We start from the raw sequence: 18,731 nt of genomic DNA, 5'->3' as shown, positions 1-18,731 counted from the left end.
GATGGAGAAAATGCTGCGAGGAGTCGGCGTCAGTCATGGCGTGGCGATCGGTGAGGTGCGGCACATGGGCACCGCGGTGCTGGAGCCGTCGGCCGAGCAGGTGCCAGGGCAGGACACCGAGCACGTCACGGCGCGGGCCCGGCAGGCGGTGGACGCGGTGGCGGCCGACCTTCTCGCACGCGGGCAGCTCGCCGGGGGCGAGGCCCAGGCGGTGCTGGAGGCGCAGGCGCTGATGGCGCAGGACCCGGAGCTGATGGCGGACGTGGCCCGCCGGGTGGCCGGCGGCAGCACGGCCGAGCGCGCGGTGTACGACGCGTTCGGCGCCTACCGGGAACTGCTGGCGGCGGCGGGCGACTATCTGGCCGGCCGGGTCGCCGACCTCGACGACGTCCGCAACCGCATCGTGGCCCGGCTGCTGGGCGTGCCGATGCCCGGGGTGCCGGACTCCGACGAGCCGTTCGTCCTGGTCGCCCGGGATCTGGCCCCGGCGGACACCGCGCTGCTCGACCCGGCGCTGGTGCTCGGCTTCGTCACCGAGGAGGGCGGCCCCACCAGCCACAGCGCGATCCTGGCGCGGGCGCTGGGGGTGCCGGCCGTGGTGGCGCTGCCGGGGGTCGGCGAGCTGGCCGAGGGCACCGTGGTGGCGGTGGACGGCAGCACCGGCGAGGTGACCGTGAACCCGAGCGCCGAGCAGCGGGCGGCGCTGGCGCGGGTGGCCGAGGAGCGGCGGGCCGCGGTGGCGGCGTCGGCCGGGCCCGGGGCCACCGCGGACGGTCACAAGGTGCCGCTGCTGGCCAACATCGGCGGTCCCGCGGACGTCGCCGCGGCCGTCGAGGCGGGCGCGGAGGGCGTGGGCCTGTTCCGGACGGAGTTCCTCTTCCTGGACGACAGCGAGCGTGCGCCGTCCCTGGAGACCCAGACCGCGACCTACCGGCAGGTGCTGGAGGCGTTCCCGGAGGGCCGGGTGGTGGTGCGGGTGCTGGACGCGGGCGCGGACAAGCCGCTGTCCTTCCTCACCCCGGGCGAGGAGCCCAACCCGGCGCTGGGCGTGCGCGGGCTGCGCACGCTGCTCGACCACCCCGAGGTACTGGACACCCAGCTGAAGGCGCTGGCCGCGGCGGCCGAGGGGCTGCCGGTGTACCTGGAGGTCATGGCGCCGATGGTCGCCGACCGGGCGGACGCGAAGGCGTTCGCGGACGCCTGCCGGGCGGCGGGCCTGCGGGCGAAGTTCGGCGCGATGGTGGAGATCCCGTCCGCCGCGCTGCGGGCGCGCTCGGTGCTCCAGGAGGTGGAGTTCCTGTCGCTGGGCACCAACGACCTGGCGCAGTACACCTTCGCCGCCGACCGCCAGGTCGGGGCCGTCTCCCGGCTCCAGGACCCGTGGCAGCCCGCCCTGCTGGACCTGGTGGCGCTGTCCGCCGAGGCGGCCAAGGCGGAGGGCAAGAGCTGCGGGGTGTGCGGCGAGGCGGCGGCCGACCCGCTGCTGGCGTGCGTGCTGACGGGCCTGGGCGTGACCAGCCTGTCGATGAGCGCGTCGGCCATCCCCTACGTCCGCTCCGCGCTGGCCGAGCACACCCTGGCCCAGTGCGAACGCGCGGCAGCCGCCGCCCGCGCGGCCGAGTCGGCGGAAGAGGCCCGCACGGCGGCCCGGGCGGTGCTCTCCGGCGAGTGACGCCGGTGTGACGGTGTGACCCCACCGGGTGGTGGCCGGCGGCTCATGGAGCCGCCGGCCGCCACCCTTTTCTGCGGGCGACGGCCCGCCGGGCCGCGGGCCCGCGCGACCACCTGCGAGCAGGCCGGACGATCCGGCGCCGCACCGGCGCTCCCGGCGGCCCGGTGACCGACGGACCTGTGCAGAGGCCCCCCGCCCCGGTCGGCCCGGGGCAGGCGACACCGGTCGGCCGACGCACCGGGCACCGCCGGGCACCGCCGGGCACCGCCGGGCACCGCCGGGCACCGCCGGGCACCGCCGGGCACCGCCGGGCACCGCCGGGATCGGCCGGCGGCGCCGGCCGATCCCGGGGTGGCGGTGCCCGGTGCCCGTCAGAGGCCGTCGCAGAGCACCGTCGGCAGCGGGCGGGCGTCGCGGTAGTGGACGCCGTGCTCGGGCGGGATCGGTTCGCCCGTCAGGGGGTCGGTGCAGTAGGCGCTGAAGACCTCCGGTTCGCTCAGCGGCACCACCTCCCCCGCCTCCAGGCGCCAGCCCATCGCCTCGGTCCGGCCGCCCCGCGCGGTCATGCGCAGGACCAGGCCGCCGGGCGCCCCGGTGGCCAGCGCCACCGCCAGGACCGCGCACAGCGCCAGCGTCGCCGGTTCGGTCGGCTCCGGCAGCGCGTCCAGCGTGGCCGACAGCGGCACGCCCCGGGCCAGCACCGTGCACACCACATGCCGGCGTTTCCCGCCCGGCCCCGCCAGCAGCGACGGCAGCATCCCGGCCGCCCGGCGGAACGCGCAGCGCGCCAGCGGCGCCCCGCAGCGCGGGCACCCGCCCGCCTCCGTCAGCTGTGCCGTGGCCCGCTCCCAGCACCGCAGCCGCTCCCGTTCGACCAGCAGATCCGGCAGCAGCCGGCGCAGCGGGCGCCGCCCGGTGAACGGCAGGGTGGCGCCGCGCGCCGCGTCCACCGCCGTGTACCGGGCGCGGCTGGCCGCGCAGTCCGCGTCCAGCCGCTCGCGCGCGCACCACACCGCGTACCCGTCGGGGTCGAACAGGGCGACCCGTACGTGCCCGGCCTCTTCCGCCAGCGTGCGCAGCAGCCGCTCGGTGTGCCGCAGATAGCCGCGGTGGTCGGTGAAGCGGAAGCTGGGATAGCGGCACATCCGGGCGAAGCCCGCCGCGTCCGCGATCACTCCCACCGTGCCGGTGCTCTCCCGGCGGCCGATCGGCCGCTGCTCCCCGTGCTCTGCCATGATTCCCCCTTCAACGGATCAGAACCTGATGCTCACTCACCGTAATCGGAGCCACTGACAGTCGCCCTCTGCCGGCCCAGCCGCTCGAAGAACCGCAGGGCGGCGAGGTCGTCCACGGAACCGGCGTTGACCGCCTTCTCCAGGGGCGTGCCCTGCAACAGCCGCTTCACCGGTACTTCGAGCCGCTTGCCGGTGAGCGTGTGCGGCACCGCCTCGATCGCCAGGATCTCGTCCGGTACATGACGCGGGCTCAGCTGCTCGCGCAAAGTGCGCCGGATGGTGTCGCGCAGCGCGTCGTCCAGGACCGCTCCGGGGGCGAGCCGCACGAACAGCGGCATCCAGTATCCGCCGTCCGGCTCCTCCACCCCGAGGACCAGCGACTCCTGGATCTGCGGGAGCCGTTCCACCACCTCGTAGATGTCGGCCGAACCCATCCGTACGCCCTGCCGGTTGAGGGTGGAGTCGGACCGGCCGTGGATGACCACCGTGCCGCGCGCGGTGAGGGTGATCCAGTCGCCGTGCCGCCAGACGCCGGGATAGGTGTCGAAGTAGCTCTCGTGGTACCGGGTGCCGTCCGGGTCGTTCCAGAACCGCAGCGGCATCGACGGCATCGGGGTCGTCACCACCAGTTCGCCCACCTCGTCCACCAGCGGTTCCCCCGCCGGGTCCCAGGAGCGCAGGTCGGTGCCCAGGCAGGGGGCCTGCAACTCCCCCACGTACACCGGCAGGGTCGGCACCGCGCCCGCGAAGCAGCTGCACACGTCCGTGCCGCCGCTGACCGAGGCGATCCACAGGTCCGGGCGGACCGCGTCGTGCAGCCAGCGGAAGCCGTCCGGAGGGAGCGGTGAGCCGGTGGTGGCCACGCAGCGGGTGGCGGACAGGTCCAGGTCCCGGCCGGGGCGCAGCCCGGCCTTGGCGCAGGCCATCACATAGGCCGCCGAGGTGCCGAACACGGTGGCCCGGGTCCGCTCGGCGATCCGCCACTGGGCGTCGGTGGCGGGGTGGCCCGGGCTGCCGTCGTACAGGACGACGGTGGTGCCGGTGAGCAGCCCCGAGACCAGGAAGTTCCACATCATCCAGCCGGTGGAGGTGTACCAGAACAGCCGGTCGCCGGGCCCCAGGTCGCAGTGCAGGCCGAGCTGCTTGAGGTGTTCGAGCAGGATGCCGCCCTGGGACTGCACGATCGCCTTGGGCAGCCCGGTGGTGCCGGAGGAGTACAGCACCCACAGCGGATGGTCGAAGGGGACCTGGGTGAACTCGGGTTCCACCGCGTCCGCGGTGAGGTCCGCCCATTCCAGCGTCCCCTCGGGCGCCGGGGTGCCCAGCAGGGGGACGTGGATCACCGCGCGCAGCGAGGGGAGTTCACGGCGCAGTTCGGCGACGGTCTCCCGGCGGTCGTGTTCCTTTCCGCCGTACCGGTACCCGTCCACCGTGATCAGCACGACCGGCTCCACCTGCGCGAACCGGTCCAGGACGCTGCGGGCGCCGAAGTCGGGGGCGCAGGAGGTCCACACGGCGCCCACCGCGGCGCTGGCGAGCAGCGCGACGACGGCCTCGGGGATGTTGGGCAGATAGCCGCTGACCCGGTCTCCGGGCCGGACTCCGAGCCGGCGCAGCGCGGCGGCCAGTGAGCCGACCCGGTGGCGCAGTTGCTCCCAGCTGACGGCTTCCGGCCGCTGTCGCTCGTCCACGCACAGCAGTGCGGGCCCGGCCGCCTGCCCCGGTTCCCGGCCGGCCCGCAGGGCGTGTTCGGCGTAGTTGAGCGTGGCGCCGGGGAACCAGCGCGCGCCCGGCATCGCCGGGTCGGCGAGCGCGCGCTCGGGCGGGGTGGCGAAGTCCACGGCGAACCAGTCGGCGACGGCCCGCCAGAACGCGTCGAGTTCGGTGACCGACCACCGGTGCAGCGCCGCGTAACCGGCCACCGGGTCGGCGTCGCCGGGGGCGGGGTCGGGGGCGCCGTGGTGCCGGGCGGCGAAGGCGTGGAAGCGGGTGATCCGGGCGCCGGCGACCCGGCCGGGGTCCGGCCGCCACAGGGGCTCGGGGGTGGCGGGGTACGTCTGTGTGCTCAAAGCGGCTCCCTGCGGGGGTGGTTGGGGTGGGGGCGGGCGTGTCGATGTCAGCGGATCGGTGGTGTCCCCCGCCACCGCCGTCCGGTGTGATGAACGCCACAAACTCCCGTCCGAGTCCTGATCAGCGCTGCGATTAACCGCGCTGACCGGCGGGAAGTGCTTGCTGTGGCCCAGGCCACCGCGCCGTCCGAGGGGGATGCCATGCGCTCCGTACCGACCACTCCGACCACCGTCGAGCGTTTCGAGGAGGATTCCGATCACCGGGACGAACCCGATCCATCGGAGCCCGCCCAGGCGTCCGGCGCCTCCGACGCCGACGAGCAGGCCGACCTGTGGACCGTCCGGGTCTCCTGCCCGGACTGCGCCCAGCCGGTCGCGCTGACCGAACGGGCCCAGGCGCTGCCCGAGCACGCCTGGTGCCCGAACCCCTGGCAGCCGTTCGGCACCACCGTGTGCGCCGGCTCCGGACGGACGGTGGCCGGTGACGGCGCCGTGGTGTTCCTGCCGGTGGAGCCGCGGGCGGGCCGGCCGGAGCCGACCGTCCTGCCGGAGAACCTGGACTGGCGCCTCCAGCCGTTCTCGCACGCCGCGCCGGCCGCCGCCCGGCCCGCCCCGGTGGCCGGGCTGAGCCGGGCGGCCTGAGCCGCTAACCGCGTCCGCCCCCGCGGTTCCCGCCGCCGGTGAGCCGGCTGGCGATGACGGCACGCTGGATCTGATTGGTGCCCTCCACGATCTGGAGCACCTTCGCCTCGCGCAGGTGGCGTTCGGCCGGGAAGTCGGCCGTGTAGCCGTACCCGCCCATCAGCTGGACGGCGTCGGTGGCCACACGCATCGCGGTGTCCGAGCAGAACAGCTTGGCCATCGCCGCCTGCCGGCCGAACGGCTCACCGGCGTCCCGCAGCCGCGCGGCGGCCAGGTACTGCGCGCGGCCCGCCTCGATCTGGGTGGCCATGTCGGCGAGCATGAACCGCAGCCCCTGGAAGTCGGCGACCGGCCTGCCGAACTGCTGACGCTCCAGGGTGAAGGCCAGTGCCGTGCTGAACGCCGCCTGCGCCACCCCGACGGCACAGGCGGCGATGCCCAGCCGGCCCGAGTCGAGCGCGGCCAGCGCCAGCTTCAGCCCGGCGCCCTCGTCCGCCAGCCGCCGCGCGTCCGGCACCCGGACCCCGTCGAAGTGCAGCTGCGCGGTGGGCGAACCGTTCATGCCCATCTTCCGCTCCGGAGCGGCGGCGCTCAGCCCCGCCGCGTCCCCCGGCACCAGGAACGCCGTGATCCCGCCGGGGCCGTCCTCCCCGGTGCGGGCCATCACGGTGTAGAAGTCCGCGATGCCGCCATGGGTGATCCACGCCTTGGTGCCGGTCAATATCCAGTCCTCGCCGTCGCGCACCGCGCGGGTGCGCAGCGAGGCCGCGTCGGAGCCGGCGTTCGGCTCGGACAGCGCGTACGCCCCCAGCAGCCCCTCCCCCAGCATCGCCGGCAGCCACTCGGCCCGCTGCTCCTTGGTACCGAAGCCGGCCAGCCCGTGGCAGGCCAGGGTGTGCACGCTCACCCCGAGCCCCACCGTGAGCCGGGCCGCGGCCAGTTCCTCCAGCACCTGGAGGTACACCTCGTACGGCTGCTCCCCGCCGCCGTACTCCTGCGGATAGGGCAGGCCCAGGATCCCGGTGCGCGACAGTGCGCGGAACAGCTCACGGGGGAAGACTCCGGCCGCCTCCTCCGCGTCCGCGGCGGGCAGGATCTCCCGCCGGCTCAGCTCCCGGACCAGATCGAGCAGCTCGCGGGCTTCCGGGGTGGGCAGGACTCGCCGTACCGGCTGCAGACCCTCGGCGGAGATCGTCACGCGCTTTCCTCCCTGTGGCGGGCACCGGACAGCACGCGACGCGGTTGCGGCGGCGCTGCCTCGGAGTCGTCGTTCGGCCGGCCGCAGGTGATCACCAGGGCCCGGCGGTTGGGAGTATGCCCGAAACCCGTTCGCGCGTCACCGGTACGAGCTGCGAGCCTGGCCCCGTGTCCGATCATGAGGAAGTGCCGCTGTCGGGCGGCAATGTGAGCGCGGGCGTGGTCCGGGTGGGCGACACCGTACGGCGCCCCGCCGGATTCTGGACGCCCGCGGTGCACGCGCTGCTCGACCACCTGCACGGCGCCGGCTTCACCGCCGCCCCGCGCCCGCTCGGCCTGGACGAGCGGGGCCGGGAGGTGCTGAGCTTCGCGCCCGGCGAGGCGGTGTGGCCCCATCGCTTCGCGCTGCTCGACCCGCCCGGCTCTCTCGCCCGGGTCGGCCGGCTGATCCGGGCCTTCCACGACGCGGTGGCCGGCTTCGTCCCGCCGCCCGGCGCCCGCTGGAACACCCTGATCCCCGACCCCGGCCACGAGATCATCGCCCACCACGACCTGGCCCCGTGGAACCTGGTCGCCGAGGACTGCCCGGCCGGCCGCTGGACGTTCATCGACTGGGACAACGCGGCCCCCGGCAGCCGGCTTTGGGACCTGGCCTACGCCGCGCACGGCTTCCTGCCGCTCTCCGCGCACCCGCACTGGCGGCGCACCGACCCGCACGCGGCGGCCCGGCTGCGGACCCTGGTGGACGCCTACGGCCTCGACGAGGACGGCCGCCGCGCCCTCGTTCCGCTGCTGGCCCGCCGCACCCGCTCCATGCACACCTTCCTGCGGGAGCGGCACGCGGCCGGCGAGCAGCCCTGGGCGACCCTGTGGGACGAGGGCCACGGCGCGAGCTGGCACGCCGACGCCGCGTACACCGAGGAGCGCGAGGAGCTGTGGCGCGCCGCGCTGCTGGCCGACTGACGACGCGGGGCGCCGGTCCGCTCAGCGCACGCCGACGGCCGCGAGGGCGGCGCGCTGGGCGACCGTCACCCGGGCCGGGAAGAACAGATAGGCCACCCCGCCGCTGCCGCCGCGCACCACGCCGTTCGCGTCGTACCGCTTGGTCCGCAGCCAGATGTTCTCGAACTGCCGCCGGGGATAGACCCGCCGCACCGCCGCGTTGCTGGGGCTTGCCGGGTCATTGGCGATCACGTCCCCGGCGGCGGTGAAGCCGATCACCGTCATCAGGTGGCCCGAGGTGCCGTAGCCGGAGCCGTCCAGTTCCGCCTCGTAGAAGGACTGCGAGGTGATCAGCGGGATCCCGGCGGCGATCAGGGTCTCGGCGTCCGTCAGGGAGGCGATCCGGGTGACGACGCCCTGCATGTCCGGGTAGGAGGCGGCGTAGGCGGTGTTGAACGGCCAGTTGCCGCAGCCGCCGTAGGCGTAGTCGTAGGTGAACCGGGCGGCGTGGCACACCTGCGGGTCGTCGTACGCCGGATCGACCCACGCCAGATCCCCGGCGCCCGGGCCCCGGCCCCAGTATTCGAGGATCATGGTGGACGAGGTGGGGCTGCACCACGCCTCACCGCCGCCGTTGTACTCGGGGTAGCGGCCGAGGTGGATGTTCTGCGAGCGCCGGGGTACCGGGAGTTCGACGCCGGCCGCGGGGCCGGGCACGCTGGCCGGCACCTCGAACCGGTCGGGGACATCGGAGACCATCGCGCCCACCCGCCACACCACCGGAGTGAGCGTCGAACCGGGTCTGCGGTGCAGCGTCAGCCGGAGCCGGTAGCCGGTGATGCGCTGCGGGCCGGCCGGGTCGTCGATCGCCACCGTGTCGGTCCACACGCTGGAGACGCCGTCCCGCTGCCCGTTCAGCGAGGTGCGCAGCAGGTCCTCGTCGCCCGAGGCCCACACCCCGAGGGTGTACCAGGGGCTGAGGGTGCCGTCCGTGTAGGTGGCGCGCGCCTCGATCCGGACGAAGGTGCCGGCCGGGGTGTCGGCGTTCCACGAGGCGATCAGTTCGGTGGCCGGCAGATCCGTGCGGTGTTCGGGCGAGAGCCACTGCGCGTGCTCCCAGGCCGAGGTGGTGCCGGTGTGCGGGTCGGTGTAGTCGATGGTGCCCTGTGAGCGCCGCAGCAGTATCCCGGACCGGTCGCCGGAGACCAGCGCGGTGCCCCGGGCGGTGCCCGCGCGCCAGTCGGCCGCCGAGGTCCAGGCGTGGTACTCGACGGTTCCGGCGGCGGTGTCCGCCGCCCGGCGGCCCGCCGGTACGGCGGCGGCCGGGCTCCCGGAGGCCGCGGCGGCGACGGCGGCGAGCGCGGCGGCGGTCAGCACGGTACGGCGTGGCGTCGGTGTCACGGTGGGGCCTCCCGGTGGGGTCGCAGGATGCGGCCTCCCACTATCGCGGCTGAGCGGTCTTACGGCCAGTAACCCCGGGGCGACCGTGCGCAGTAATATTGGTGTCCACCACTGGCACTACGCTGGCCGGGTGCCCGCTCCGCCCCTCCCCTCCCGGCCGTCCCCGGCCGAGCTCGCCGCCCGGCTGCGCGCCCTGCCGCCCTCCCTCGGCCCGGTGCGGCTGATCGGCATCGACGGATACGCCGGCTCCGGCAAGTCCACGCTTGCCGCCCGGCTGGCCGCCGCGCTGGACGGCGCCCCGGTGATCCATCTGGACGATCTCGCCAGCCACGACGCGCTCTTCGGCTGGATGCCCCGGCTCACCGCGCAGATCCTCGATCCGCTGGCCCGGGGCGCCGAGGCCCGCTACGAGGTGTACGACTGGGAGCGGCGCGGCTACACCCGTACCGCCGTCGTACCGCCTGCCCCCGTGGTGCTGCTGGAGGGGGTGGGGGCCGGGCGGCGGGCACTGCGCGGCCGGCTCGCCCATCTCATCTGGCTGGACGTCTCCCGCGAGCGCGCCTGGGCGGCCGGCCGGCGCCGGGACGGGCCCGCGCAGGCCGCCTTCTGGCGCGGCTGGGAGGCCGCGGAACGCCGCCACTTCGACGATGATCCGTCCCGACCCGCGGCGGATATCCTGATGGCACCGAGGTGCGACAGCTGAGCGGTATCCGCGCATGGGGGTCGTCATGATGTCTGGCACGCAAGGCGTTCACGGGCCGCACACGGGGGCCGATCTGGCGTGGCTGCGCGGCGTCGACGCGTACGCCGCGGCGGCCTATCCGGAGGCCGAGGAGGAGTTCCGCGCCGCCGTGCGGGAGGACCCGGGGATGGCGGACGCCTGGCTCGGGCTGCACGCGCTGCGCACCGATGTCGCCCCGGCGCTGCTCCAGATGTACCGGCACCGGGCGCGGTTCGGGGAGCAGCGGGCCCGGCACGGCCGGCCGCTCAGCTCCTGGTACTGGCTGGGCTGGTGGGTGCAGCCGGTGCTGGAGACCGATCGCGATCTGCTGCTGGCGCACGCCTCGCAGTTACTGGACAGCCACCGGCTGCCCGATCTGGACCGGGCGCTGGCCCAGTGCCCGCCGCCGGACACCGACTCCTCGGCGCGGTTCCTGCACGCCTGCCGCTGCTATCTCACCCGGGACTGGGAGGGCCTGTTCCGGCTCACCTCCACGCTGCTGAACGATCCGCAACTGGGTGTGGAAGCGGGCCTGTTCGCCGGGATGGCGCGGGTGCGGCTGGAGATGTACGACCAGGCGGAGCCGCTGCTGGCGACGGCGCTGATGCGCTGCCGCAGCGAGCAGCCGCAGCGCAAGGAGCTGCGGTACTGGCTGGCGCGGGCGCGGGAGGGCAGCGGGCGCAGCGCGGCGGCGATCCCGCTGTACCGGGCGGTGCACCAGGTGGACGCGGAGTTCATGGACACCGCGGAGCGGCTGACCGCGCTGGCCGTGGAGGACGGCGACACCGCCCAGCTGGTCCTGGCCCCGCACGGCCCGGCCGCCGCGCCGCCTCCGCTGCCGCTGCCCGGCCAGGCCGGTGAGGTGCGGCTGTCGGCGGCGCCGGGCGAGGGGCGGGCGGCGGGGGCGGCGGGCCGCCCGGGTACGCCCGGCGGGCACGGTCTGCGGCCGGCCGGCGGGCCCGCGCTGCCGCAGGCGCCCGATCCGGCGCTGCTGGCGCACACGCTGGCCGAGCTGGACCGGATGGTCGGGCTCGAACCGGTCAAGGAGCAGGTACGGGCGATGTCCGCGCAGCTGCGGATGGCGCGGCTGCGTTCGGGGCAGGGGCTGCCGGTGCAGCCGCCGAAGCGGCACTTCGTGTTCTCCGGGCCCTCGGGGACCGGCAAGACCACGGTGGCCCGCATCCTGGGCCGGGTCTTCCACGCGCTGGGGCTGCTGAGCCACGACCGGCTGGTGGAGGCGCAGCGGGCCGATCTGGTGGGCGAGTTCCTCGGGCAGACGGCGGTGAAGGCGAACCGGCTGATCGATTCGGCGCTCGGCGGGGTGCTGTTCATCGACGAGGCGTACTCGCTGGTGCACTCCGGCTACAGCAAGGGCGACGCGTACGGGGACGAGGCGCTCCAGGTGCTGCTGAAGCGGGCGGAGGACAGCCGGGAGCATCTGGTGGTGATCCTGGCCGGCTATCCGCAGGGCATGGACCGGCTGCTGAGCGCCAACCCGGGGCTGGGGTCCCGGTTCTCGGCCCGGGTGGAGTTCCCCAGCTACCGGCCGGTGGAGCTGACGGCCATCGGGGAGCTGCTGGCGGCCGACCACGGCGATGTGTGGGACCCGGAGGCGCTGGAGGAGTTGCGCAGCATCAGCACGCACGTGGTGGCGGAGGGCTGGATCGACGAGCTGGGCAACGGCCGGTTCGTGCGCACGCTGTACGAGACGAGCTGCGCGTTCCGGGACATCCGGCTCTCGGAGTCGGCAGCCGATCCGGGCCGGCAGGATCTTTCGACGCTGCGGCTGCCGGATCTGATGCAGGCGTACGGGGAGGTGCTGGCGTCCAGCGGGCGGGGCCGCCCGGAGAAGGGCCGGCGCCCGCCGCTGCCGTAACCGCCGTACGCGCCCGGTCAGTTGCCGGGCGCGCCGGTGCCGCTGCCGTGGGCCTCGACGAGGGCGCGCAGCGCCCGGGCGTCGGCCAGGGCGCGTTCCCGGGCGAGGCCGGGCTGGATGCCCATGGCGGCCATGGTGGTGCCGTCGGCGAGGTCGAGGGTCACCCACGGGTCACCGGGGCGCAGGCTCACCCGTATGATCTCGGCCCACGCGAGCCGCCGCTTGGCGGTGAGGTTGACGACGGTCACCCCGTCGGCGGCGGCGAGCACCTTGGGGCGGCAGAGCACGGCGAGCACGCCCCAGGCGGCGAGGCCGGTGCCGGCCACGGTGAACCGGTCGCCCAGGCCCCAGGTGCTGGCGCTCACCGGCACGATCACGGCGATGACCAGCAGCACGGCGAGGACGACGGCGCCGGTGACCATCAGGATGATCCGGGTGAGCACCGGGCGGAAGACCACCGGAAGCTCGGGTGTGGCGGGTGGGGCGGGCGGGGTGGGGGCTTGCGCCCCGGGCTGGGGGGCGGGTGGGTCGCCGGTGGCCTTCACGTCGTCCTCGTTCTTGTCCGTGCTGGTCATGGGGCGCTCACAGCCGGGCGGCGTGGATGCCGGTGGTGAGGATGGCGCGGGCGCCCATGTCGTACAGGTCGTCCATCACCCGCTGCGCGTCGCGGACCGGGACCATGGACCGGACCGCGACCCAGCCCTGGTCGTGCAGCGGGGAGACGGTCGGCGATTCGAGGCCGGGGGTGAGGGCCACGGCCTTCTCGACCAGTTCGGCGCGGATGTCGTAGTCCATCATCACGTAGCGGCGGGCGACCAGGACGCCCTGGAGGCGGCGCAGGAACTGCTCGACCTTGGGCTCGGCGCGGTCGTCGCCGCGCCGCCGGATGACCACGGCCTCCGATTCCAGGATGGGGGCGCTGATGATCTCCAGGCCCGCCTGGCGCAGGGTGGTGCCGGTCTCCACCACGTCGGCGATGACCTCCGCGACCCCGAGGCTGATGGCGGTCTCCACCGCGCCGTCGAGGCGGACCACCGACGCCTGCACGCCGTGTTCGGCGAGGTGGGCGCGGACCACTCCGGGGAAGGAGGTGGCGATCGACAGGCCGTCGAACTGGCTGACGTCGGTGACGGTGCCGGGGCGGGCGGCGTAGCGCAGCGTGGAGCCGGCGAAGCCGAGCTGCTTGATCTCCTCGGCCTCGGCGCCGGAGTCCAGCAGCAGGTCGCGGCCGGTGATGCCGATGTCGAGCTTGCCGGAGCCGACGTAGACGGCGATGTCGCGGGGGCGCAGGAAGAAGAACTCGACCTCGTTGTCGGCGTCGATCAGGACGAGTTCGCGGCGGTCCTTGCGCTGCCGGTAGCCGGCCTCATGGAGCATCGCCGACGCAGGCTCGGAGAGGGAACCCTTGTTGGGGACGGCGATGCGCAGCATGGGGCGTGATTCCTTCGGGAGAGTGCGGGGTCGGGGACGGACGGGGTGCGGGGCGCGGTGCGCCGCCTCACAGATGAGCGTATACATCGTCCAGGGAGATGCCCCGGGCGACCATCATCACCTGGAGGTGGTACAGCAGCTGGGAGATCTCCTCGGCGGTCCGCTCGGTGCCTTCGTGCTCGGCGGCCATCCACACCTCGGCGGCCTCCTCGACGACCTTCTTGCCGATGGAGTGCACGCCCGAGGCGACCAGCTCGGCGGTGCGCGAGGTGGCGGGGTCGCCGTGGGCGGCCTTGTGCTGGAGTTCCGTGAAGAGCTGCTCAAATGTCTTGTTGGCCATGGTGACCCTCAGCCTACGGCGTGCGCCGGGCCGGTCACCGCGCGGGTGCGGTGAGCGAGCGCAGGGCGGCGGCGGTGGCCGCGGCGGCGGTCACGGCCTCGTGCCCCTTGTCCTCGGCCGATCCGGGCAGCCCGGCCCGGTCCAGGGCCTGCTGTTCGGTGTCGCAGGTCAGCACGCCGAAGCCGACGGGGACCCCGGTGTCCACGCTGACCTGGGTGAGGCCGGCGGTGACGCCCTGGCACACGTAGTCGAAGTGCGGGGTGCCACCGCGGATGACGACGCCGAGGGCGACCACGGCGTCGTAGCCCTGGCCGGCCAGCGCGCGGGCGGCGACCGGCAGTTCGAAGCTGCCGGGGACGCGCAGCACGGTGGAGTCGGTGACGCCCAGGTCCTTCAGGGCGCGCCGGGCTCCGTCGAGGAGGCCGTCCATCACGGTGTCGTGCCACTGGGCGGCGACGACGGCGATCCGCAGGTCGCCGCCGTGGGCCACGGTCACCTCGGGGGCGCCGGTTCCGCTCATGTCGTGGTCCTGCCTTTCGGGGAGGGGAGGGATGGGAGGGAGGTACGGGAGGTGCGCAGGGTCACTGGCCGGCGCAGGCGGGCAGCTCGGCGCCGTCCAGCCAGGGCAGGTCGTGGCCCATGCGGTCGCGTTTGGTGCGCAGGTAGCGCAGGTTGTGCCGGCCGGCCGGGGCGGGCATCGGCTCGCGTCCGGTGACGGTCAGGCCGTGCGCGGTCAGGGCGGCGGTCTTGGCGGGGTTGTTGGTGAGCAGCCGGACCGAGCGCACCCCGAGGTCGGCGAGGATACGGGCGCCGGCCCCGTAGTCGCGGGCGTCGGCGGGCAGGCCGAGTTCGAGGTTGGCGTCCAGGGTGTCCCGGCCGCGTTCCTGGAGTTCGTAGGCGCGCAGTTTGGACAGCAGCCCGATGCCGCGGCCCTCGTGACCGCGCAGGTACAGCACGACGCCGCGGCCCTCGGCCCGGACGCGCTCCAGGGAGGCGGCCAGCTGCGGGCCGCAGTCGCAGCGCTGGGAGCCGAAGATGTCACCGGTCAGGCACTCGGAGTGCAGACGCACCAGCACGTCCTCGCCGTCGCCGATGTCCCCGGTGACCAGGGCCAGGTGCTCGGTGCCGTCCGGCGCGGAGCGGTAGCCGTGCGCCTGGAACTCGCCGTGCGCGGTGGGCAGGGTGGTGACGGCCTCCCGGCGTACGGCGGGCGCGGCCTCGGGCTCGGCGCGGGGGGCCTGGGCCGCGCGGTGGGTGATCAGGTCCTCGATGGAGATGATGGCCAGGCCGTGTTTGCGGGCGAAGGGCACCAGTTCGGGCAGCCGGAGCATGGCGCCGTCCTCGCCGGCGATCTCCACGATGACGGCGGCCGGGCGCAGTCCGGCGAGCCGGGCGAGGTCCACGCCGGCCTCGGTGTGGCCCGGCCGGGCCAGCACCCCGCCGGGGCGGGCGCGCAGCGGGAAGACGTGGCCGGGGCGGACGAAGTCGTCCGCGCTCGCGGCCGGGTCGGCGAGGCGGGCGATGGTGGTGGCGCGGTCGGCGGCGGAGATGCCGGTGGTGACGCCGTGGGCGGGGCCCGCGTCCACGGTGACGGTGAAGGCGGTGGCCATCGGTTCGGTGTTCTCGGTGACCATCTGCGGCAGCCGCAGCCGGTCGAGATCGGGGCCCTCCATGGGCACGCAGATCAGTCCGCGGCACTCGCTCATCATGAACGCCACGATCTCGGGGGTGATCTTCTCGGCGGCCAGCACGAGGTCGCCCTCGTTCTCCCGGCCGGGGTTGTCGACGACGATCACGGGACGGCCGAGCGCGATGTCGGCGACGGCCCGCTCCACCGGGTCGAGGACGAGGTCGGGGTCCGGGCCCGTCGGGGCGCTGGTCATGCGGCTGCTCCTTCCAGAACGGGGCGGGCCGCGGGGGCGCTGGAGCGGCGCCACCAGTCCCGCATGCCCCACAGGACGAGGACGAGGTAGAAGACGTAGACGAGACCGGAGAAGGCCAGTCCGCTGCTGAAGGCCAGCGGCACGCCGACGACGTCCACCAGCAGCCAGGCGAACCAGAACTCCACCAGGCCGCGGGCCTGGGCGACCATGGCCACCAGGGTGCCGACGAAGATGTAGGCGTCGGGCCACGGGTTCCACGACAGGGACGGCACGGCGGTGAACAGCCAGCCGACGGCGAGGGTGCCGGCCACGGCCCCGGCCGCCAGGAGGAGGCGTTCGCGGGCGGTGGCGAACCGCACGGCGATCTGGCCGTCGGCGGCCTCCTGCCGGCCGTTCCGCCACTGCCGCCAGCCCCACAGGGCGACGACGATGACCAGCAGTTGCTTGCCGACGCCGCCGCCGAGCTGGGCGGAGGCATAGGCCGCGATGAGGACGAGGCCGGAGAGCAGCTGGGCGGGCCAGGTCCACACCGAGCGGCGCCAGCCGAGCGCGAGGGCGGCCAGGCCGATCAGGTTGCCGGTCATGTCCGACCAGATGACGTCCTGTCCGAAGGCGCGGAACGCGACCTCGTGGAGCGGGTCGAAGACACTCACCGCACCGCTCCGTCCACGGCCGCGCCGGGCTGCGCGCCGCCCGTCCGGACCATCCGTTCGACGTACTTGGCGATCACGTCGACCTCCAGGTTGACCGGGTCACCGGGCTGCTTGAGGCCGAGGGTGGTGAGGGCCAGGGTGGTGGGGATGAGGGAGACGGTGAACCGGTCCTCGCCGGCCTCGACGACGGTCAGGCTCACGCCGTCCACCGTGATGGAGCCCTTGTCGACCACGTAGCGGGCCAGCTCGGCGGGGAGCGAGACGGTGACCAGTTCCCAGTGCTCGGCGGGCTCGCGGGCCAGCAGGGTGCCGGTGCCGTCCACGTGGCCCTGGACGAGGTGGCCGCCGAGCCGGCCACCGAGGGCCAGCGGGCGTTCCAGGTTGACCCGGGAGCCGGTGCTGAGCGCGCCGAGGGAGGAGCGCCGCAGGGTCTCGGCCATCACGTCGGCGGTGAAGGCGCCGTCCTCCGTACCGGTGACGGTCAGGCAGACCCCGTTGACGGCGATGGAGTCGCCGAGGGCGGCGCCCTCGCTGACCAGCGGCCCGCGCAGCCGCAGCCGGGCGGAGTCGCCGAGGGTCTCGACGGCGGTGACCTCACCCAGTTCTTCGACGATTCCGGTGAACATTCAGGACTCCTTGGCGGCGGTGGCGGGCATGGGGGCGGTGACGGGGACGGCGGTGATCCGCAGATCGGGGCCGATCCGGTCGGCGGCGGTGATCCGCAGGCGCAACGCCTGCGCGATGGTGGTGATTCCGGCGTCGCCGAGGGCGGCGGGCCCGGCGCCGAGCAGGGCGGGGGCGAGGTAGCCGGTGACCCGGTCGAGGGCGCCGGCGGCGGCGAAGGCCCCGGCGAGGGTGGGGCCGCCCTCCAGCAGGACGGAGCGGATGCCGCGCTCGTGCAGGGCGGTGAGCAGGGCGGGTACGGCGAGGCCGCGCCCGCCGGCGGCGCGCGGCAGCCGCAGGGTCCGCGCGGCGCCGGCAGCGGTCGCGGGGCGGTCCTCGGCGACGGCGACGAGGGTGGGCGCGGCGTCGTCCAGGACGCGGGCGCCGGGGGTGAGGGCGGTGCCCTCGGTGTCCAGGACCACCCGCAGCGGCTGCCGGGCGCCGGGGACGCCGCGTACGGCGAGGTGCGGGTCGTCGGCGCGCGCGGTGCCGGAGCCGACGAGGACGGCGTCCGCCTCGGCGCGCAGCCGGTGGACGTCGGCCCGGGCCTCGGCGGAGGTGATCCAGCGGCTGCTGCCGTCGGCGGCGGCGATCCGGCCGTCCAGGGTGGCGGCGTACTTCCAGTGCACGTGGGGGCGGCCGAGCCGGACGGAGGTGAGCCAGGCGGCGTTGCCGGCGGCGGCCTCCTCGGCGTACGGGCCCGGCTCGGCGGTGATCCCGGCGGCGCGCAGGGTGGCGGCGCCACCGCGGGCGGCGGGGTCGGGGTCGGGGACGGCGTAGCGGACCCGGCGGATCCCGGCGGCGATGAGGGCCTGCGCGCAGGGGCCGGTGCGGCCGGTGTGGTTGCAGGGTTCGAGGGTGACGACGGCGGTGCCGCCGCGGGCGCGTTCGCCCGCCCGGGTGAGGGCGTGGATCTCGGCGTGCGGTCCGCCGGCCCGCTGGTGCCAGCCCTCGCCCACGGGGTGTCCCGCGGCGTCCAGGACGACGCAGCCGACGACGGGGTTGGGGCTGGTGCGGCCCAGGCCCCGGGCGGCCAGCGCGATGGCGTGACGCATCGCCGCGGCCTCGGCCTCGGGCGCTTCGGGTGGGGCGGCCACCGGGTCCTCCTGCCTTTTCGGGCACGGACTCCGGGGCATCACGGGACAAACGGAATCAGGGGGTGGCCCGGGACACGGGGGCGCCCCGGAAACGGGGACGGCCCGCGGCCGGACATGCCGGTCCCGCTCCGTCGCGCACTGCCTCCCATCCGGACTTTAACCGTCGGTCCAGGAATTCCACCTGGTCAACCGGCCGCTGGTGGGCGGACGGGTCGCGGACTGTAACCGCCGGCTCGGAGTTTCACCGACCCCGGAGTGCGCTTGTGTCGTGTTGTACGGCTACCAGTCTGCCACGCCGGCCCGCGCCGCATGCGCGCGTGTGGGGCGCCTCACAGCGCGGACCGGGGACGGGCGGGTCAGCCGAAGGCGCGGACCGCCTGGTAGTAGGTCCAGGCGAGGCCGTCGCAGGAGGTCTTGGTGGCGCCGGAGTAGCGGGCGCAGACCCGCTTCAGGTCCTCGTGGAAGGCGTTGTCGAGCCGGGCCTTGTTGGCGGCGAAGGTGCCCTGGGCCTTGTAGTTGCGGTAGCCGAAGTCATGACGCGCGCATGACAGCTCAAAAGGGAAGCCGAACGGGTTGTCGGGCGACCAGGAGCAGTAGTCGGTGGACCAGTCGAAGCCGTACGCGGACCAGCCGGCCTGGTTGTTGCGCGCGGACAGCCAGGAGTTGTAGCTGGCCGCGCTGGTCTGGGTCCAGCTGGAGAGCACCTGGGGCTTGTCGGCGGGCGCGGCGGAGGCCGGTGCGGCCGAGACCGCCACGGCCCCGAGGGCGAGAGCGAGGGCGGTGAAGCCGGTGGCAAGGCGTTGACGCAGGCGCATGGCGCGTCCTCCGGAGTTCGGCGGCCCGGGTCGCGGGCCGGTGGGGTGTCCGGAGTGAGAACCTACGGAGGGGCTGACGAAAGCTCAACACCTT

Annotated in this window: 18 protein-coding genes and 1 riboswitch; of the genes, 5 read left to right on the top strand and 13 right to left on the bottom strand. The window is 74.8% G+C overall.

Translation table 11 applies throughout. The features are described from left to right. Position 1 precedes the first annotated feature (1 nt). Positions 2–1,672 (top strand): phosphoenolpyruvate--protein phosphotransferase, encoded by a 1,671-nt coding sequence (gene ptsP / locus BM385_RS06575; protein ID WP_026047586.1) that lies wholly within the window; start codon positions 2–4, stop codon positions 1,670–1,672. A 371-nt stretch (positions 1,673–2,043) separates the two neighbouring features. Here ptsP and BM385_RS06570 read toward each other — a convergent pair whose 3' ends face one another. After that, complete coding sequence (locus tag BM385_RS06570; protein ID WP_093842428.1) at positions 2,044–2,907, bottom strand: DUF8829 domain-containing protein; 864 nt, start codon at positions 2,905–2,907, stop codon at positions 2,044–2,046. Between the two features lie 32 nt (positions 2,908–2,939). Next, the gene (locus BM385_RS06565; protein WP_093842427.1) at positions 2,940–4,976 is read right to left on the bottom strand and encodes an acetoacetate--CoA ligase; all 2,037 of its coding nucleotides are present in this window, start codon (positions 4,974–4,976) and stop codon (positions 2,940–2,942) included. Between the two features lie 201 nt (positions 4,977–5,177). Between BM385_RS06565 and BM385_RS06560 the strand changes: the two genes are divergently transcribed. Further along, entirely contained in the window at positions 5,178–5,618 is a 441-nt protein-coding gene (locus BM385_RS06560) for a hypothetical protein (protein WP_093842584.1), read from the top strand. A gap of 4 nt (positions 5,619–5,622) precedes the next feature. Here the strand turns inward: BM385_RS06560 and BM385_RS06555 are convergent, their stop codons facing one another. Continuing rightward, entirely contained in the window at positions 5,623–6,810 is a 1,188-nt protein-coding gene (locus tag BM385_RS06555; RefSeq protein ID WP_093842583.1) for an acyl-CoA dehydrogenase family protein, read from the bottom strand. A gap of 173 nt (positions 6,811–6,983) precedes the next feature. On the opposite strand from BM385_RS06555, the gene BM385_RS06550 reads away from it, so the two are divergent. Then, complete coding sequence (locus BM385_RS06550) at positions 6,984–7,778, top strand: phosphotransferase (protein ID WP_175542929.1); 795 nt, start codon at positions 6,984–6,986, stop codon at positions 7,776–7,778. A gap of 21 nt (positions 7,779–7,799) precedes the next feature. Here BM385_RS06550 and BM385_RS06545 read toward each other — a convergent pair whose 3' ends face one another. Beyond that, on the bottom strand, positions 7,800–9,158 hold the full coding sequence (locus tag BM385_RS06545; RefSeq protein ID WP_254791449.1) for a C39 family peptidase: 1,359 nt from the start codon (positions 9,156–9,158) through the stop codon (positions 7,800–7,802). Positions 9,159–9,288: 130 nt separating this feature from the next. On the opposite strand from BM385_RS06545, the gene BM385_RS06540 reads away from it, so the two are divergent. Both BM385_RS06540 and BM385_RS06535 read left to right on the top strand, forming a co-directional pair. Next, positions 9,289–9,861 (top strand): uridine kinase family protein, encoded by a 573-nt coding sequence (locus BM385_RS06540; RefSeq protein WP_093842424.1) that lies wholly within the window; start codon positions 9,289–9,291, stop codon positions 9,859–9,861. Positions 9,862–9,874: 13 nt separating this feature from the next. After that, on the top strand, positions 9,875–11,755 hold the full coding sequence (locus tag BM385_RS06535; RefSeq protein WP_175542928.1) for an AAA family ATPase: 1,881 nt from the start codon (positions 9,875–9,877) through the stop codon (positions 11,753–11,755). A 17-nt stretch (positions 11,756–11,772) separates the two neighbouring features. On the opposite strand, the gene BM385_RS06530 is transcribed toward BM385_RS06535, so the two are convergent. From BM385_RS06530 to BM385_RS06490, 9 genes are all read right to left on the bottom strand, one after another. Beyond that, positions 11,773–12,330: a PH domain-containing protein gene (locus BM385_RS06530; protein ID WP_254791448.1), complete on the bottom strand. Its 558-nt coding sequence runs from the start codon at positions 12,328–12,330 to the stop codon at positions 11,773–11,775. Positions 12,331–12,337: 7 nt separating this feature from the next. Next, positions 12,338–13,186: an ATP phosphoribosyltransferase gene (gene hisG, locus BM385_RS06525; RefSeq protein ID WP_019434722.1), complete on the bottom strand. Its 849-nt coding sequence runs from the start codon at positions 13,184–13,186 to the stop codon at positions 12,338–12,340. Between the two features lie 67 nt (positions 13,187–13,253). Continuing rightward, positions 13,254–13,526 carry a phosphoribosyl-ATP diphosphatase gene (locus BM385_RS06520; RefSeq protein WP_019434723.1) on the bottom strand — a complete coding sequence of 91 codons (273 nt, stop codon included), beginning with the start codon at positions 13,524–13,526 and terminating at the stop codon, positions 13,254–13,256. 34 nt (positions 13,527–13,560) lie between these two features. Then, positions 13,561–14,046, bottom strand: coding sequence for a 6,7-dimethyl-8-ribityllumazine synthase (ribH, locus tag BM385_RS06515; RefSeq protein ID WP_019434724.1), 486 nt, complete (start codon positions 14,044–14,046; stop codon positions 13,561–13,563). A 61-nt stretch (positions 14,047–14,107) separates the two neighbouring features. Next, the gene (locus BM385_RS06510) at positions 14,108–15,409 is read right to left on the bottom strand and encodes a bifunctional 3,4-dihydroxy-2-butanone-4-phosphate synthase/GTP cyclohydrolase II (protein WP_093842423.1); all 1,302 of its coding nucleotides are present in this window, start codon (positions 15,407–15,409) and stop codon (positions 14,108–14,110) included. Further along, entirely contained in the window at positions 15,406–16,062 is a 657-nt protein-coding gene (locus BM385_RS06505; protein WP_019434726.1) for a nicotinamide mononucleotide transporter family protein, read from the bottom strand. The genes BM385_RS06510 and BM385_RS06505 overlap by 4 nt, the downstream gene beginning before the upstream one ends. Then, the gene (locus BM385_RS06500; RefSeq protein WP_019434727.1) at positions 16,059–16,688 is read right to left on the bottom strand and encodes a riboflavin synthase; all 630 of its coding nucleotides are present in this window, start codon (positions 16,686–16,688) and stop codon (positions 16,059–16,061) included. Before BM385_RS06500 ends, BM385_RS06505 begins: the two co-directional genes overlap by 4 nt. Further along, positions 16,689–17,780 (bottom strand): bifunctional diaminohydroxyphosphoribosylaminopyrimidine deaminase/5-amino-6-(5-phosphoribosylamino)uracil reductase RibD, encoded by a 1,092-nt coding sequence (ribD, locus tag BM385_RS06495; protein ID WP_037756259.1) that lies wholly within the window; start codon positions 17,778–17,780, stop codon positions 16,689–16,691. It lies immediately after the preceding gene. A gap of 173 nt (positions 17,781–17,953) precedes the next feature. Continuing rightward, positions 17,954–18,085: riboswitch (FMN riboswitch) on the bottom strand. A gap of 93 nt (positions 18,086–18,178) precedes the next feature. Next, the gene (locus BM385_RS06490; protein WP_093842580.1) at positions 18,179–18,631 is read right to left on the bottom strand and encodes a phospholipase; all 453 of its coding nucleotides are present in this window, start codon (positions 18,629–18,631) and stop codon (positions 18,179–18,181) included. Between the last annotated feature and the right edge of the window lie 100 nt (positions 18,632–18,731).

The organism is Streptomyces harbinensis, from assembly GCF_900116145.1.
GTDB lineage: Bacteria > Actinomycetota > Actinomycetes > Streptomycetales > Streptomycetaceae > Streptomyces > Streptomyces carpaticus.
This window is presented reverse-complemented; position numbering and strand designations above follow the sequence as displayed.